At 68.1% G+C, this 14,743-nt stretch carries 16 protein-coding genes; 8 read left to right on the top strand and 8 right to left on the bottom strand.

Annotation, left to right across the window (positions count from 1 at the left end):
- Window positions 1–35 precede the first annotated feature (35 nt).
- From tsaD to BM052_RS01305, 5 genes are all read left to right on the top strand, one after another.
- Window positions 36–1,145: a tRNA (adenosine(37)-N6)-threonylcarbamoyltransferase complex transferase subunit TsaD gene (gene tsaD, locus BM052_RS01325; RefSeq protein WP_091142303.1), complete on the top strand. Its 1,110-nt coding sequence runs from the start codon at window positions 36–38 to the stop codon at window positions 1,143–1,145.
- A complete protein-coding gene (locus tag BM052_RS01320) occupies window positions 1,142–2,155 on the top strand; it encodes an NAD(P)H-dependent glycerol-3-phosphate dehydrogenase (RefSeq protein WP_091142301.1) in 1,014 nt (337 codons plus the stop codon). Before tsaD ends, BM052_RS01320 begins: the two co-directional genes overlap by 4 nt.
- On the top strand, window positions 2,152–3,672 hold the full coding sequence (locus BM052_RS01315) for a lipopolysaccharide biosynthesis protein (protein WP_091142298.1): 1,521 nt from the start codon (window positions 2,152–2,154) through the stop codon (window positions 3,670–3,672). The genes BM052_RS01320 and BM052_RS01315 overlap by 4 nt, the downstream gene beginning before the upstream one ends.
- 296 nt (window positions 3,673–3,968) lie before the next feature.
- The gene (locus BM052_RS01310) at window positions 3,969–4,694 is read left to right on the top strand and encodes an OmpA family protein (RefSeq protein WP_091142295.1); all 726 of its coding nucleotides are present in this window, start codon (window positions 3,969–3,971) and stop codon (window positions 4,692–4,694) included.
- Window positions 4,695–4,847: 153 nt separating this feature from the next.
- Window positions 4,848–5,399: a hypothetical protein gene (locus BM052_RS01305; protein ID WP_177198298.1), complete on the top strand. Its 552-nt coding sequence runs from the start codon at window positions 4,848–4,850 to the stop codon at window positions 5,397–5,399.
- An 82-nt stretch (window positions 5,400–5,481) separates the two neighbouring features.
- Here the strand turns inward: BM052_RS01305 and BM052_RS01300 are convergent, their stop codons facing one another.
- The 4 genes from BM052_RS01300 to uvrB all read right to left on the bottom strand — a co-directional run bounded on the left by BM052_RS01300 (window position 5,482) and on the right by uvrB (window position 10,047).
- Window positions 5,482–6,993, bottom strand: a complete 1,512-nt coding sequence (locus BM052_RS01300) for a S10 family peptidase (RefSeq protein WP_091142291.1) — start codon at window positions 6,991–6,993, stop codon at window positions 5,482–5,484.
- 146 nt (window positions 6,994–7,139) lie between these two features.
- Window positions 7,140–7,562: a type II toxin-antitoxin system VapC family toxin gene (locus tag BM052_RS01295; protein WP_177198266.1), complete on the bottom strand. Its 423-nt coding sequence runs from the start codon at window positions 7,560–7,562 to the stop codon at window positions 7,140–7,142.
- Window positions 7,559–7,801 carry a FitA-like ribbon-helix-helix domain-containing protein gene (locus tag BM052_RS01290; protein WP_091142287.1) on the bottom strand — a complete coding sequence of 81 codons (243 nt, stop codon included), beginning with the start codon at window positions 7,799–7,801 and terminating at the stop codon, window positions 7,559–7,561. The genes BM052_RS01295 and BM052_RS01290 overlap by 4 nt, the downstream gene beginning before the upstream one ends.
- Window positions 7,802–7,857: 56 nt before the next feature.
- Window positions 7,858–10,047, bottom strand: a complete 2,190-nt coding sequence (gene uvrB, locus BM052_RS01285; protein WP_091142284.1) for an excinuclease ABC subunit UvrB — start codon at window positions 10,045–10,047, stop codon at window positions 7,858–7,860.
- A gap of 10 nt (window positions 10,048–10,057) precedes the next feature.
- Here uvrB and BM052_RS19775 point away from each other — a divergent pair, with 10 nt between their 5' ends.
- From BM052_RS19775 to BM052_RS01275, 3 genes are all read left to right on the top strand, one after another.
- Complete coding sequence (locus BM052_RS19775; protein ID WP_177198265.1) at window positions 10,058–10,195, top strand: hypothetical protein; 138 nt, start codon at window positions 10,058–10,060, stop codon at window positions 10,193–10,195.
- Between the two features lie 72 nt (window positions 10,196–10,267).
- Entirely contained in the window at window positions 10,268–10,858 is a 591-nt protein-coding gene (locus tag BM052_RS01280; RefSeq protein WP_091142283.1) for a DUF3617 domain-containing protein, read from the top strand.
- Window positions 10,859–10,868: 10 nt separating this feature from the next.
- The gene (locus BM052_RS01275) at window positions 10,869–11,648 is read left to right on the top strand and encodes an esterase/lipase family protein (protein WP_091142281.1); all 780 of its coding nucleotides are present in this window, start codon (window positions 10,869–10,871) and stop codon (window positions 11,646–11,648) included.
- An 11-nt stretch (window positions 11,649–11,659) separates the two neighbouring features.
- Here the strand turns inward: BM052_RS01275 and ruvX are convergent, their stop codons facing one another.
- The 4 genes from ruvX to acpS form a co-directional block, all read right to left on the bottom strand.
- Window positions 11,660–12,151, bottom strand: a complete 492-nt coding sequence (gene ruvX / locus BM052_RS01270) for a Holliday junction resolvase RuvX (RefSeq protein WP_091142279.1) — start codon at window positions 12,149–12,151, stop codon at window positions 11,660–11,662.
- A 1-nt stretch (window position 12,152) separates the two neighbouring features.
- Complete coding sequence (locus BM052_RS01265; protein WP_091142277.1) at window positions 12,153–13,280, bottom strand: DUF3089 domain-containing protein; 1,128 nt, start codon at window positions 13,278–13,280, stop codon at window positions 12,153–12,155.
- A 68-nt stretch (window positions 13,281–13,348) separates the two neighbouring features.
- Window positions 13,349–14,284 (bottom strand): signal peptidase I, encoded by a 936-nt coding sequence (gene lepB, locus BM052_RS01260; RefSeq protein WP_091142275.1) that lies wholly within the window; start codon window positions 14,282–14,284, stop codon window positions 13,349–13,351.
- Window positions 14,281–14,739, bottom strand: coding sequence for a holo-ACP synthase (gene acpS / locus BM052_RS01255; protein WP_091142272.1), 459 nt, complete (start codon window positions 14,737–14,739; stop codon window positions 14,281–14,283). The genes lepB and acpS overlap by 4 nt, the downstream gene beginning before the upstream one ends.
- Window positions 14,740–14,743: the final 4 nt, after the last annotated feature.

The raw sequence follows: 14,743 nt of genomic DNA, 5'->3' as shown, positions 1-14,743 counted from the left end.
GTGCTACCCGTCAATGTCGTTCAGGGAAAGGTGGGATGAGGATAGTTCTCGGCATCGAATCTTCCTGTGACGAGACTGCCGCGGCGCTGGTCACTGGCGAGCGCGTGATTCTCGCCCAGCGCATCGCCTCGCAGGACGATGCGCACCGCCCCTATGGCGGCGTCGTGCCCGAGATCGCGGCGCGCGCCCATGCCGAGCGGCTCGCGCCATTGATCGAGGCGACCCTGGCCGATGCCGGCATGCGGCTGGACGCGGTGGACGCCATCGCCGCCACCGCCGGCCCCGGCCTGATCGGCGGGGTGATGGTCGGGCTGGTGACGGCCAAGGCGCTGGCGATGGCGACCGGCAAGCCGCTGATCGCGGTCAATCACCTGGAAGGCCACGCGCTCTCGCCGCGCCTGGCCGATCCTGGTCTCGAATATCCCTACCTGCTGCTGCTGGTCTCTGGCGGGCATTGCCAGATCCTGCTGGTGACAGGGGTGGGCCGGTTCCGCCGCCTGGCCACCACGATCGACGACGCGCTGGGCGAGGCCTTCGACAAGTCGGCCAAAGTGCTGGGCCTCGGCTATCCCGGCGGCCCGGCGCTGGAGCGGCTGGCGCTTGCCGGCGATGCGCGCAAGGTGCCGCTGCCGCGCCCGCTGCTGGGTTCGGCCGAACCGCACTTTTCGTTCGCTGGGCTGAAAAGCGCGGTGATGCGGGCGAAAAGCGCCTCGACCGGCCCGGCAGGCGCGGGGGAGGGGATCGGTTTCAGCGGGAATGCCGCCGGCCCCGAGCTTGCCGAAGGGCCGGACTATACCGACGCCGATATCGCCGCCTCGTTCCAGCAGGCGGCGATCGACTGCCTGGTCGATCGCACCCGCCGCGCGCTGGCGAAAGTGGGCCCGGTCAATGCGCTGGTGGTCGCCGGCGGGGTCGCCGCCAACCAGGCGATCCGCGCCGCGCTGGAAGCGCTGGCGTCCGGACACGGCCTGCCGTTCATCGCTCCGCCATTGACGCTGTGTACCGATAACGCGGCAATGATCGCATGGGCCGGTATCGAGCGGCTCGAACTGGGCCAGTCCGATCCGCTCGACGTGGCGGCGCGGCCGCGCTGGCCGCTCGATCCGGATGCCGAGACGGTGCGCGGCGCGGGAGTGAAGGCATGAATGCGGCGCGAATCGGCGTGATCGGGGCGGGTGCCTGGGGCACGGCGCTGGCGCAGGCGCTGGCCAGCGACGGCAGCGAAGTGGTGCTCTGGGCGCGCGAGGCGGAGCTGGTCGGCGAAATCAACGCAGAGCGCCGCAACAGCCTCTACCTGCCCGGCGCCGCGCTCGCCGGTTCCATTCGCGCCACCGGGGATTTCGCCGATCTGGCCGCGCTGCCGGTGCTGCTGGTGGTCGTGCCCGCGCAGTTCCTTGCCTCGGTGATCGCCGGGCTGCCGGCCATGAAGGACGGCGGCGAGCGCGATCTGGTGCTCTGCGCCAAGGGGATCGAGGCCGGGACCGGCCGCCTGATGGCCGATGTCGCCGCCGATGCCGCGCCCGGCGCGCGCCTCGCGGTGCTTTCCGGCCCGACTTTCGCGCACGAGGTGGCCGCCGGGCTGCCCACCGCCGTCACCCTCGCCTGCTCCGGCGGCGAGCCGCAGTGGGACCGGCTGGCGCCGCTGATCGCCCGGCCGGCGCTGCGGCCCTATTATTCGGACGACGTGATCGGTGCCGAAATCGGCGGCGCGGTGAAGAACGTGCTCGCCATCGCCTGCGGCGTGGTGGAGGGGCTGAAGCTGGGCCAGAACGCGCGCGCGGCGCTGATTGCACGCGGCTACGCGGAAATGCTGCGCTTTGGCCTCGCCCGCGGCGCACGGGGGGAAACCCTGTCGGGGCTCTGCGGGTTGGGAGATCTGGTCCTGACCTGTTCGTCCACTTCCAGCCGCAATTTCTCGCTGGGCCTCGCGCTCGGCCAGGGACTGACGGCGGCAGAGGCGCTGGCCGGCAAGAACAGCGTCGCCGAAGGTGCCGCCACCGCGCCGGTGCTGGCCGACCTGGCCCGCCGCGAGGGTATCCAGATGCCGATCGTGGAGGCGGTCCGCCTCCTGCTTGACGGCGCGGCACCGGCCGGCGCGGTCGTGTCGCGGCTGCTGTCGCGGCCGCTCCGGGCCGAACAGGAGCCTGCTCTTTGAACGATTCCCCGGCGCGCGAGGCGGCAGTACGGGAAACCCGCGAGCACGACGATATCGCCGCGCTCGCCAAGGGGGGGCGTGCGAACCTCTTCGGTTTCTTCCTGCGTCTGGCCGCGCGCATCCCGTTCCTGTTCATCGCCGGCCGCGCCGGCGCCTATGGCCCGGAGGCGCTGGGCCGCTTCGCCTCGGCGCTGGTGGTGATCGAATTGACCGCGATGCTGTGCACCATGGGCGAGAAGCGCGGCCTGGCCCAGCGGCTTTCCGAGGCCGAGGGGCATGTCCACCCGGCCAACGTCATCGCCGACGGCACGATCCTGGCAGTGATCGCCAGCTGCGGCGCGGCGCTGCTGTTCTACCTGGTGCCCGCGCCGATGTTTCCCGGAGGAAACTTTACCGAGATCGACCGGCTGATGGTGATCGCCATTCCGCCGCTCACGTTGACCGAGATATGGCTGGCCGCGCTCGCCTATCGCCTGCGGATCAGCCCGACCGTCTGGTCGCGCGCCATCGTGGAGCCCTGGACGATCTCGATCATGGCCGGCGCGATGATCTGGATCGCGCCGGAAAGCGGCCTTTCGTTGGCCTATATCGCCTCGATCCTGGCTGCCGCGCTCACCGCCTTCGTGCCGTTCTTCCGCGAATACGGGGTGCCGAGGGGCTGGCGGCCCAAACCGCGCGAGATGCGCAAGCTGGCGGTGCGATCGCTGCCGATCGCGCTGGCCGACGCGATCGAATGGGGCACGCGCCGCGTCGACATCTTCCTGCTCGGCTTCCTCGCCCCGCCTTCCGCCGTCGGCGTCTACTATGCCGCGCAGCAGGTCGCGAGCCTGCCGCAGAAGCTCAAGACCAGCTTCGAGCCGGTGCTGGGGCCCGTCATCACCCGCAACCTCAAGCTGAAGGACTACGGGGCGATCGCGCGGCAGGTCTGCCAGGTCGGCTTCTGGATCACCGCCGCGCAAGCCGGCATCGCGCTGGCGCTGGCCATTCCCGGCGAAGGGGTGATGGGCCTGGTCGGGCGCGAGTTCGTGGGCGGCACCGGCGCGCTGGCGCTGCTGCTCGCGGCCGAAGTCGTCGCGGCTACCGCCGTGGTCAGCGAAGCGGCGCTGGTCTACGTCGCGCGCGTCAAGAACCTGGTCGTATCGCTGCTGACGATCGGCCTGCAGGCGGCGCTGACACTGGGGGGGATCCTGCTGATGCAGCGCTGGGGCTACAATTCGCTGTACCAGGCCGCGACCGCCGCCGCCGCGCTGATGGTCTCGCTGGGGCTCGCCTCGATCGTCAAGTCGCGGATGCTGGCGCGCTTCCTCGGCCAGCCGATCAACAACTGGCGCTGGGCGCTGATCTGGGCGGCGGCGCCGGCGGTGGTGCTCGGCTACCTGGCCACGCGGTTCCTGCCCGAATGGGCGGAACTGGCCTTCGGCATCCCGGCGATCCTGGGCTCCTACCTGCTGGTGATCTGGAAGAAGGCGTTCGGCCCGGAAGACCGCAAGCTGTTCCAGAAGACCAAGACCGTCTGATACCAAGTCTCTTTGAGTGAGACTCATCTCCCCCTTTTCGTCCTTGCGAGCCGCCGAAGGCGGCGCGGCAATCCAGCGGCGGTTCGTGCTGCGCTGGATTGCTTCACCCGCTTCGCAGGCTCCGAACCAAGCGGACCGCTGCTCGCGTCGATGGCCGATCCCGAATCGCTTGTTCGGTGCTCCTGCTTCCGGCCGCTTCGTCGTTCGACGGCTTGCAGCGACCAAGGGGAACAGACGAGCCTCTCCCCCGGAAACTGGGTATGACATATCGGCCCGAAGACTCTAGGCTTGGCGCCATGAATCCACGCCGAGCCTCGATCGTTGCCGCCGGTGCGGCCTTGTGCCTGGCGCTGTCGTTCGCGGCGACCAACTGGAATGGCCCGGTATTCATCGCCGGGCTTGACCGCCAGGCACGCGCCGCGCGCGACGCGGCCGGCGGCAAGGGGGTGAAGCTGGCCTTTCGCGATCGCTACGGCTGGCTGACGCGCCATCCGATCCTGTCAGGCGGCGCCGGGCTCGATTCCGCCACCCGCACCCGCGTCGCCGAACGCGTGGCGCACGTCCCCGGGATCGGCGGCATCAGTTGGGCGCGTCAAGGCGATGGGATGCGGGTCGCCCCGCTGCATTGCCAGGACGACGTCGCGCGCATCCTCGAAACCCGCACGATCCGTTTCACCGAAGCGAGCGCGCGGATCGACCCGGCGAGCGAGAAGCTGCTGGACGAAGTCGCCCATGCGCTGCGCCCGTGCGTGGGCAGCATCATCGCCGTGACCGGGCACACCGACGGCAATGGCGACCCGCGGACCAACACCGCGCTTTCGATGGCCCGTGCCGAGGCGGTGCGCTGGGCCCTGATCGGGCGCGGCATCCCGGCCGACGGGCTGCGCGCCGCCGGGCTGGGTTCGAAGCATCCGATCGCGGGCCTCGATCCGCTCGACCCGGCCAACCGCCGCATCGAATTCTCGGTGATTTTTTCGGCGCCGATCAAGCCGACGCCGATCGACACGCCGGGGCCGGGATGAATTCGCCGGGGAACACTATGCCGGGGAGCACTATGAAGGAAACGCAACATGCCGCTATGGCTTGAAATGGCCGTTTCGGTGCTGTTGACCTATGGAGCGGGCTTCGGCATCGGCTGGTTGCTGTGGAACCGGAGGGGATAGATCGTGCTGCAAATGACCGAGGCCAACTGGCTGATCTTCGTCGCCGCGCTGCTGATCGGCATTGTCGTCGCGTACTGGGTCTTCGTCCATGGATCGAAGCCCGCCCGGCGATCGCATCGGCCGGATGTGCTCGACGAAGGCGCCGCGCCCGCGCAGCGCAACCAGGCGCTGATCGATGCCCCGCCGGCCGCGCGGTTCGATGCGCCCGCCCATATCGATCCGCCGGCGATGGCGGGAACCATGGCCGGCATCGGCGAAGTGATCGCGGTCGCCGCGCAGGAAGAAGTCGACAATCTCGATCCGCCGCCCGCCCCCGCCATCGGCGGGGCGGATGATCTGCGCCGGATCAAGGGCCTGGGCCCGAAGATGCTTGCCCTGTTGCAGACGCTGGGAATTACCCGCTTCGATCAGATCGCCGGCTGGACCGACGCCGATCTCGATGATCTCGACACCAAGCTCGGCGCTTTCGCCGGCCGCCCCCGCCGCGACAACTGGGTAGAGCAGGCCAGGCTGCTGGCGAGCGGCGACACCGGCGCCTATGAGGCGAAATTCGGAAAGCTGTAGGGTGCGCCGGCGCGGCCGGCGATCGTCTCGTCTTCCCGGACTTGATCCGGAACTTGCCGGCTCATTCCGAGAGGCGGTGATATCACCCCGTCTGGCGGTAGCTTGCCATGATGTCGCTGCGCAGCGCGGCGCCGCTGTCGGTGCGCGAATAGAACATGTGGCCGCCCGGATACATGTGCAGCTTCACCCGCTGCCCGGCGCCGAAGCCGGGCAGCTGCGCCAGGATCAGCCGCGAGCCGAAATAGGGGCATGACAGGTCGTCCCAGCCGTGGACGATGTCCACCGTCATCCGGGGATCGACCGAGATCGCCTTGCGCAAGTCGGTGACAGGGCTGTCGGTATGGTCGCTGTCCCATTTCTCGTTCACGTCGTAGGACAGCGCGTTGTAGCGGCCGTCGACCTTCCAGCCGACCTGCCGGGTGATGAAATCGACCATGGCCGAAGTGGTCGGCGCGATCAGCGTGGTGAGCAGCGGGTCCTCGTACTTGGGCTGGGCGCTGGCCGGGAAGGGATCATACGCGGTGTAGTTCGAATCGTAGACCGATCCGACCTGCCCCAGGTCCCGGCGGATCTCGCGCAAGTAGGTGGAGGCATCGACCCGCCCGTCCATGCGGCGCACCAGCGCGGGATCGAGCCCGGTCAGCTCTGCGACTTTCGCGGAAAGCCGGTCGGTCGCCGCCTTGTCGCGCGGGCCGGCGATGAAGTCCTGCACGAACTCGGTGCGCATGTAGGTTTCGACCGGGCCCATGGTCGCATCGTCGAGCGGCCGGCCCTGGCGTTCGAAATGGCCGGCAGCCATCGAGGGATAGGCGATCATCCAGGGCAGCGGCGAAAGCGCGTCGTCCTCGCCGATCGCCGGCGGGTCGAGATAGGGCGAGACCAGCGTCATGCCCGAGATGCCGACACCCACCTGCGTCTGCAGGTGGTAGGCCAGGCGCGGCACCCGGTAGCCGCCATAGCTTTCGCCGGCCAGGTACTTGCGGCTGGCCAGCCGGTCATTGGCGACCAGCCAGTCATAGACCACGCGGCTGAGGTAATGGATGTCCGCATCGGCGGTGTAGAAGTCCTTCTTGCTCTTCTCCTCGTCCTCACGCGTGCGCGAAAAGCCGGTGCCGATCGGATCGATGAAGACGAGATCGGTGAAGTCGAGCCAGGAATTGGGATTGTCGCGCAGCACCGCCGGGTCCGACGGCGCATCGCCCTGCGCCCCGAAACGGACGCGCTTCGGCCCGATCGCGCCCAGGTTGAGATAGACCGAAGCCGCCCCCGGGCCGCCGTTGAACGCAAAAGTGACCGGGCGGTCCGCCGGCGCGCCGGGCACGGTATAGGCGGTGTAGACCACTTCGCCGATGACCTTGCCCTTGCCGTCCTTCACCGGGATGGAACCGACGGTGGCGGTGTAGCTGACGGTCTTGCCGCCGATCACCGCCGATTGCCTGATCGACTTGGGTTCGGGGAAGGGGGCGAGGTCCTTGTCGAACGCGTCATCGGCCTTTTCGGCGGCCGTGGCGTCGCCGGGCCCGTCGGCGGCTTGGGAGACGGAAGCGGCGGCGGAAAGCAGCAATGCCGAGACGGCAAGCGACATGAAGCGCATGGAAGATGACCTCGGATTGGGGGTGGGTGCGAGGGTGCCGGAAGACATGTACCGTAACGCCGAAGCGGCGCGCCGCAAGGGGGCGGCCGCCACTTGCTCTTCTTCCAAGACCGCCCCTTGCGCGCGCCCCGTTCGTCTCCGTCCCCTCACGCCCCCAACACCCTCACCGCTTCCCAAACCTCGCGCGCCTTCACGGCGAACTTAGCGTCCGCCGTCACCAGCGGGCATTCCCGCTCCATCGCCAGCGCCAGGTAGATGCAGTCCTTCAGCGGATGGCCGAGATCCATGGCGAGGGCGGCGGCGCGGGTCAGGGTTTCCGGGGCGCTGCGGATCGCGGTGAGAGCGTCAGTTTCGAACAGGCCCATGAAGCGCGCGATGGCGATTTCGCTGTCGGGGCGTCGGGCCTTGTCGATATTGGCGCGCCGCACCAGCGCGCCGGTGACTTCGGAGACAAACAGGTCCGGGACGATGATGCCGCCGCCGTGTTCGTAGAGAATGTCCAGCGCTTTGAAAGTCAGGGCTTCGCGCAAGTACCACTTTACCGCCAGGCTGGCGTCGACGACGATCACCAACTGTCGCGCTCTTCGCGCAGCAGGTCGAGCGAGGTCATGCCGTCGGGCAGCTTGAGCGGATCGCGTTTCACGAACGCGTGCATTTCCCCGAAAAGCTGCTTGCGTCGGCGCAGACGGTCGCGTTCGGCGATCATCTCGCGCACTTCGGCGGCGACCGACCTGCCGTTGCGCTTCGCTTCCTCGGCAAGGCCGGCGAGTTGCTTGTCGTCAATGTTTCGGACCGTAAGCGTAGCCATGGGATGTCTCCGGATGCATGCATTTTCATAGGGAAAATACATGCAAAATGCAAGCATCACCGCCCCCACTTGCGCTTGCTCTCCCGCCCGAACCGGCCCTTGCGGGTCCCCGGCTTGCCTTCGTTGCTCCGCCCGACCTTGGGCGCCTTGTGCTCGCCCTCCGGCAGGCCGAGCTCGGTCGCTTCCAGGCGCCGGATCTCGTCGCGCAGGCGCCCGGCTTCCTCGAATTCCAGGTCCGCCGCCGCCGCGCGCATCCGGGCCTCGAGTTCCTCGATGTAGGCGCGCAGGTTGTGGCCGACGAGGTTGTTGCGCTCCCCGTCGTCGATCTCCACCAGCACGCCGTCGCGGCTGGCGGTGTCGGCGACGATGTCGGCGATGCGGCGCTTGATCGACTGGGGGGTGATGCCGTTGGCGAGGTTGAACGCCTGCTGCTTCTCGCGCCGACGGTCGGTTTCGGCGATGGCGCGTTCCATCGAGCCGGTCATCCGGTCGGCGTAGAGGATCACGCGGCCGTCGATGTTGCGCGCGGCCCGGCCGATGGTCTGGATCAGCGAGGTCTCGCTGCGCAGGAAGCCTTCCTTGTCGGCATCGAGAATGCAGACCAGGCCGCATTCGGGGATGTCCAGCCCCTCGCGCAGCAGGTTGATGCCCACCAGCACGTCGTAGACGCCCATGCGCAAGTCGCGGATCAGTTCGATGCGCTCCAGCGTCTCGACGTCGGAATGCATGTAGCGCACGCGCACCCCGGCCTCGTGCATGAACTCGGTCAGGTCCTCGGCCATGCGCTTGGTCAGGGTGGTGACGAGCGTGCGATAGCCCTTGGCGGCGGTCTGCCTGCACTCGACGATGCAGTCCTGCACCTGATCCTCGACCGGGCGGATCTCCACCGGGGGGTCGATCAGGCCGGTGGGGCGGATCACCTGTTCGGCGAAGACGCCGCCGCTCTGCTCCATTTCCCAGGAGCCTGGCGTGGCCGAAACCGCGAACGTCTGCGGACGCATCGCATCCCATTCGTTGAAGCGCAGCGGGCGGTTGTCGATGCAGCTCGGCAGGCGGAAGCCGTATTCGGCCAGCGTGATCTTGCGCCGGTGGTCGCCCTTGGACATGGCGCCGATCTGCGGCACCGTCTGGTGGCTTTCGTCGACGAACAGCAGGGCATTGTCGGGCAGGTATTCGAACAGCGTCGGCGGGGGCTCGCCGGGCAGGCGGCCGGTGAGGAAGCGGCTGTAATTCTCGATTCCCGCGCAGCTGCCGGTGGCGGCGATCATCTCGAGGTCGAAATGGGTGCGCTGTTCAAGCCGCTGGGCCTCCAGCAGGCGGCCTTCCGCCTCCAGTTCCTTGAGGCGTTCGGTCAGCTCGAAACGGATCGCCTCGGTCGCCTGCTTCATCGTCGGACCGGGGGTGACATAGTGCGAATTGGCGTAGACGCGCACTTTTTCCAGGCTGGAGCCCTTCTTGCCGGTAAGCGGGTCGAACTCGGCGATCTCCTCGATCTCGTCGCCGAAGAAACTGACGCGCCAGGCCATGTCCTCGTAGTGGCTGGGGAATATCTCCAGGTTGTCCCCCCGGACGCGGAAATTGCCGCGCGCGAAAGCGGCGTCGTTGCGCTTGTATTGCAGGGCGACGAGCTTGCGGATGATCTCGCGCTGGTCCTGCGTATCGCCCACTTTCAGGTCGAAGATCATCGCCGAATAAGTTTCGACCGAGCCGATGCCGTAGAGGCACGAAACGCTCGCGACGATAATCACGTCGTCGCGTTCCAGCAGCGCGCGCGTGGCCGAATGGCGCATGCGGTCGATCGCCTCGTTCACCGAGCTTTCCTTCTCGATGTAGGTATCGGACCGGGGAACGTAGGCTTCCGGCTGGTAGTAGTCGTAGTAGGAAACGAAATACTCGACCGCGTTCTCCGGAAAGAAGTCCTTGAACTCGCCGTAGAGCTGGGCCGCCAGGATCTTGTTGGGCGCGAGCACCAGCGCCGGGCGTTGCAGTTCCTCTATCACCTTGGCCATGGTGAAGGTCTTGCCCGAACCGGTGACGCCCAGCAGGACCTGCGTTTTCTCCCCTTCCCGCGCGGCGCCGACCAGTTCCGCGATCGCGGTGGGCTGGTCGCCGGCGGGCTGGTATTCGGAGATGATCTGGAACCGCTTGCCGGGAAGGGACTTTTCCGGGCGCTGCGGCTTGTGGGGAACGAAGCCGCCCGAGGTATCGGGTTCCTCCAGCCCGCGACGGATGATGAGTTCTGCCATGGGAGAACATATGGAGTATATCTCCGCCCGCCGCAATGTTGGCCGGGCGCAAATGAATTCCCGCTGGCGCAAGACTGCCGTCGGCCCGTTCGGGCTGGCGAAAGCATCGGGCCAGTACGTAAATCAGTATTTGGCGGCTGGGCAATGAGTCGTTGGCAGCCGGACTAGCCGGTGATAGCCCTCCGGTCCCGTGGCGAACGGGCGATGGGAAGGGAACGGGATGAAACGATACTGGAGTGCCGCGGCCACGGGATTGGCTCTGTTCTTGCTGGCCGGCTGCGATTCGGCCGACAAGTCTCCGGCCGGCGAAGCCACCGGCGGAGAGGCGGCGGCCACCGCCGACACCGGTCCCAAGACGCCGGACGAAGTGCGGCAGGAAGCCGCGAAGCTCGACCGGCCCGAGCCCGGCGAGTACCGGCAGACCATTGAGGTGACCGACGTGGAGGTCCCCGGCGCGCCCCGGCAGTTGGCCGATCGGATGAAATCGATGATGGCGCGCACCAAGCAAAGCACGACCTGCCTGACTGCCGAAGACGCGGACAAGGGCTTTCGCGAGATGTTCCATGAATCGGGGCCGGCCAAGTCGTGCACTTACGAACGCTTCGACGTCGGCGGCGGCACGATCGATGCGCGGATGACGTGTTCCAGCCCCGACGGCGGCACCGGCACGATCGACCTGACCGGCACCGTCGCATCCACCGGGTCCGACGTGACCATGGTCCTGGACATGAAGAACCCCAAGAGCCAGGCGGGCGCCATGAAGATGACCATGCACATGACGACCGAACGCCTGGGCGATTGCAAGCCCTGACGCGCGGGCCATGGAAGGAAGGCGGGAAGCGGACGTGAACATCACCGCGCGGCGGCAACCGGGCTCCTTGCGCGAGGCGATTGCCCGGCGCGCGGCCTTCGCGCGCGAACCGCATCCCGCCGGCGTGCACAAGCCGCCGCTGCAACTGCTGTTTGCCGAACTGCGCTCGTTCTACCGGGGCCGCCACAAGGGGCTGCGGGTGGAACCGGCGGCGCGCCCGATGCCGGTGATGCTGCTGCCCGGCTTCGGCTCGCACCCCCGGCGGATGAAGCCGATGGCCGATGCCCTGGCGGCGGCGGGGCACCATGTCCACGAGTGGGGCCTGGGCTTCAATTTCGGTCCCAACCCGCAGAATTTCGCTTTCCTGATGCGCCGCGTGGGCGCGATCGCGCATCAGCACAAGGCGCCGGTGGCGCTGGTGGGCTGGAGCCTGGGCGGGCTGTTCGCACGCGAGATCGCCCGGCGGGCGCCATGGATGGTGGCCAAGGTGATTACCATGGGCACGCCCTTTTCAGGCGATCCGCGCGCCAACAACGCCTGGCGCGCCTATCAGATGGTGACCGGGCATTCGGTCGACCAGCCGCCGATCGATTGCGACTTCGCGGTAAAGCCGCCAGTGCCGACGATCGCGCTGTGGAGCCCGCGCGACGGCATCATCGCCCCGCGCTCCGCCTGCGGCTGGCCGGAGGAACGCGACCGCGCGGTATCGATCCGCTGCACCCACCTCGATTTCGCGAGAGCCCCGGCGGTGGTGGCGGAAGTGCTGCGGCAATTGGATATCGAGGGCTGACTTTCCTTTCTTCAGAATATCCCGCCCGCCAGCGCGTCGATCGCGCCCTGCAGGATGACCGCGGCGGCGGCGGCATCGATCCGTTCGGCGCGTTTGGCGCGGCTCATGTCCTGGGCGATAAGGTCGCGTTCGGCGCCGGTGGTGGACCAGCGCTCGTCCCACAGCAGGATCGGCAGGCCGATCACGGCGAGGTTGCGGGCATAGGCGCGGCTCGACTGGGCGCGCGGCCCTTCCGAGCCGTCCATGTTGAGCGGCAGGCCGATCACGATCCCCTTCACCGAACGTTCGCGGATCAGGCTTTCCAGCAGCGCCTTGTCGGCACCGAACTTGCCGCGCCGCAGCGTCTTGCCGGGCGAGGCGAAGCGCCAGCCGGCATCGCAGAACGCGGTTCCGATCGTCTGCGTGCCAAGGTCCAGGCCCAGCAGCGCGCCCGCGTCGGGCAAGGCCTCGCGAAAGGCGATGGCGCCGGTGGTGACCAGCCCGTGCTTCGCTCCGGCGCTCATGTCAGCGATGCGCTTCCTGCCATGCCGCCGCCCGCCTTTCGTAGTCCGACCGGAGATTGCTCCAGAACAGCGTCATGTCATAGACGTGATAATTGTTGCCCGGGAGCACGTAGGCATCAAGGTCCAGCTTGGGCGGCGGGCCGATGTGCAGGAAGTGGTCCGGCGCGCAGGCGGCGGGCACCATGTGTTCCACCAGTTCGCCGGTTCCGCTCCTGAAGTCCGGAACGAGCGTGCCGGCGTTTTGCGAGGCATCGGCGGAGCCGCCCTGCTGCCCGGTGAGCGGATTGGTGCACAGGAAGGCGCTGCCGCCCACCGGCTTCCCGTCCAGCCCCTTGCGGCGTCCGTAAGCCCTCGTCAGCATCGCCGTGTCCGCCGGGTCGGCCACCGTGAGCCAACTCAGCACGCAGCCCGAATCGCCGGCCCTGGCGCAGGCCGGCAGGCCCATCCGGGGCAGGTCGTGATCGATCGAGACCGGCCAGCCGATCACATAGGCGGCGATGACGCGCCCCGCGAGCGGCGTTCCGGCCACCCGGTCGCGCAGCAGCCGGCGCAGCAGGAAGGCGCCCTGGCTGTGGCCGGCCAGCACGATCGGCCGGTCCCGGGGCACGTCGCGGATGAAGACGTCGAAAGCGGCCAGGACATCGCGATAGGCAAGGTCGATCGCCCGTTCCGCTTCGGGCTTGTCGGTCAGGAAGGCGCCGATCGCCGCCTGGCGGTAACGCGGTGCCCAGATGGCTTCGGAGGCGTTGAAGGGGCTTGCCATCGCCTTGACGAACAGCGCGGCGCGCTCACGCGAGGTGGCGTCGCCGAGGTCGGCGTTCCAGTCGCCCTTCTCGATATAGCTGGTGGGGTGGATGAAGAAGGCCTCGGCGCCGAGCCGGCCGGGCGCCTGGCGGATGCCGGGGGGCAGCCACCGTGCCGGATCGTCCAGCGGCTTCATGCCGGGCCGGGCGATCCACATCCGGCGATCGTCATAAGCCTTGGCGGCGAGCGCCTGGCGATCGCGGAACGGGCCGTCCGGCACGAAGGTCAATTCCGTCAGCTGTTCGGCATAGAACGTCAGGACCAGTCTGACGCCGACGTAGAGCACGAGACAGACGGCGATCAGGTAAAGGAACTTGCGGGCCATGCGCGCTGCGTCTCGCCTGCCGGGGCGCCGCGGTCAAGGGCATGGGTGGGTGATCGCGGCCAAGTGGCTCAGTGGCCCGCCGCCTGCTTCGCTGGCTGGGCCGGATCGATCGGCGGCCGCAGGCTGGTGAAGGTGCGGCCCGGGCGCATCGCGTTCCACCAGGTCAGCGGGTTCCAGGTCTGCGTGCCGTCGAGCGAGAAGGTGATGAGTTCGGCGCGTCCGCCGATGTCGGACAGCGGCACCGGGCCGTCCAGCCCGCCGCCCGGATTGCCCAGGAAGTCGGTGTCGAACGGGGCCCGGCTGTCGGCCGAGCGGTCGCGGTCGTCGCCCATCAGGAAGACATGGCCTTCCGGCACCGCGATCTCCGGGTAGTGGTCGAGGCCCTGGTCCGTATAGTCGATCACCTGATAGCTCGCGCCGTTGGGCAGCGTTTCGCGATAAGTCGGCAGTTCGTAGACCTCGCGCCCGCTGGGCAGGCGCACGCGGAAGGCCTCGAAGCCGCGATAGCATTCGCCCGGCGCCTGTCCCTCGCACTGGAGCGAATCGTCGGCCGGGATCTGCACCGGCGGTTCCACCTCGCGCCGGATGAACTTGCCGTTGATCCGGATGCGCCCGTCGATCACGGCGATGCGGTCTCCCGGCAGCGCGACGACGCGCTTGATGAGATCTTCCTTGCGGTTGCCCGGCACGACGATGACGATGTCCCCGTATTGCGGGGTGCGGCCCAGGATTCGCCAGGTATCGCGCGGCAGCAGGTGGAAGCTGAGCGACGACCAGTTCCAGCCGTACGCGTATTTGGACACCACCAGCCGGTCTCCCACCAGCAGCCCCGGCATCATCGAGATCGAGGGGATGTAGAACGGCTTGGCCACGAACGAATGGAATGCCAGCACGCCCAGCAGCATCAATGCCAGGCCGCGCATCTCGTGCAGCCAGTTGACCTTCTGGGGCCTTGCGCCCTTTCCCTGGGCGTCGGAAACGGTGGGCGCGGCGGTATCGGTCATGGTCGGGGGTAACTCGGTTCCTGTTCGGCGGCCTGCTGGGCCGCCTGCTCCGGAGGAAGAGGGCGGGCTTCGATGACGACGAAGGCCTGGGCCCATGGGTGATCGTCGGTGAGCGTCAGGTGAACCACCGCTTCATGGCCGGCGGGCACGAGCGAATCGAGCCGCGCGCGGGCGCCGCCGGTCAGCGCCAGGGTGGGGGCGCCCGACCTGGCGTTGACGACGCCGATGTCCTTCATGAACACGCCGGCCTTGAAGCCGGTGCCGACCGCCTTGGAGAAAGCCTCCTTGGCGGCAAAGCGCTTGGCGAGCGTGCCGGCCTTGGTGAACGGCCGGCGATCGGCCTTGGCGCGTTCGAGATCGGTGAAGACGCGGTTCTCGAAGCGCGCGCCGAAGCGGTCGAGCGAGGCCTGGATGCGCTCGATGTTGCAGAGGTCGGAGCCAAGGCCGATAATCATGCGC

The organism is Novosphingobium sp. CF614 (genome assembly GCF_900113255.1).
Lineage (GTDB): Bacteria > Pseudomonadota > Alphaproteobacteria > Sphingomonadales > Sphingomonadaceae > Novosphingobium.
This window is presented reverse-complemented; position numbering and strand designations above follow the sequence as displayed.

Excerpts from the sequence above, each read along its gene's own strand:
- tsaD (WP_091142303.1), top strand. The coding sequence starts at position 36 with ATGAGGATAGTTCTCGGCATCGAATCTTCCTGTGACGAGACTGCCGCG.
- BM052_RS01320 (WP_091142301.1), top strand. The coding sequence starts at position 1,142 with ATGAATGCGGCGCGAATCGGCGTGATCGGGGCGGGTGCCTGGGGCACG.
- BM052_RS01310 (WP_091142295.1), top strand. The coding sequence starts at position 3,969 with ATGAATCCACGCCGAGCCTCGATCGTTGCCGCCGGTGCGGCCTTGTGC.
- BM052_RS01305 (WP_177198298.1), top strand. The coding sequence starts at position 4,848 with ATGACCGAGGCCAACTGGCTGATCTTCGTCGCCGCGCTGCTGATCGGC.
- BM052_RS01300 (WP_091142291.1), bottom strand. The coding sequence starts at position 6,993 with ATGCGCTTCATGTCGCTTGCCGTCTCGGCATTGCTGCTTTCCGCCGCC.
- BM052_RS01290 (WP_091142287.1), bottom strand. The coding sequence starts at position 7,801 with ATGGCTACGCTTACGGTCCGAAACATTGACGACAAGCAACTCGCCGGC.
- uvrB (WP_091142284.1), bottom strand. The coding sequence starts at position 10,047 with ATGGCAGAACTCATCATCCGTCGCGGGCTGGAGGAACCCGATACCTCG.
- BM052_RS19775 (WP_177198265.1), top strand. The coding sequence starts at position 10,058 with ATGGAGTATATCTCCGCCCGCCGCAATGTTGGCCGGGCGCAAATGAAT.
- BM052_RS01280 (WP_091142283.1), top strand. The coding sequence starts at position 10,268 with ATGAAACGATACTGGAGTGCCGCGGCCACGGGATTGGCTCTGTTCTTG.
- BM052_RS01275 (WP_091142281.1), top strand. The coding sequence starts at position 10,869 with ATGGAAGGAAGGCGGGAAGCGGACGTGAACATCACCGCGCGGCGGCAA.
- ruvX (WP_091142279.1), bottom strand. The coding sequence starts at position 12,151 with ATGAGCGCCGGAGCGAAGCACGGGCTGGTCACCACCGGCGCCATCGCC.
- BM052_RS01265 (WP_091142277.1), bottom strand. The coding sequence starts at position 13,280 with ATGGCCCGCAAGTTCCTTTACCTGATCGCCGTCTGTCTCGTGCTCTAC.
- lepB (WP_091142275.1), bottom strand. The coding sequence starts at position 14,284 with ATGACCGATACCGCCGCGCCCACCGTTTCCGACGCCCAGGGAAAGGGC.
- acpS (WP_091142272.1), bottom strand. The coding sequence starts at position 14,739 with ATGATTATCGGCCTTGGCTCCGACCTCTGCAACATCGAGCGCATCCAG.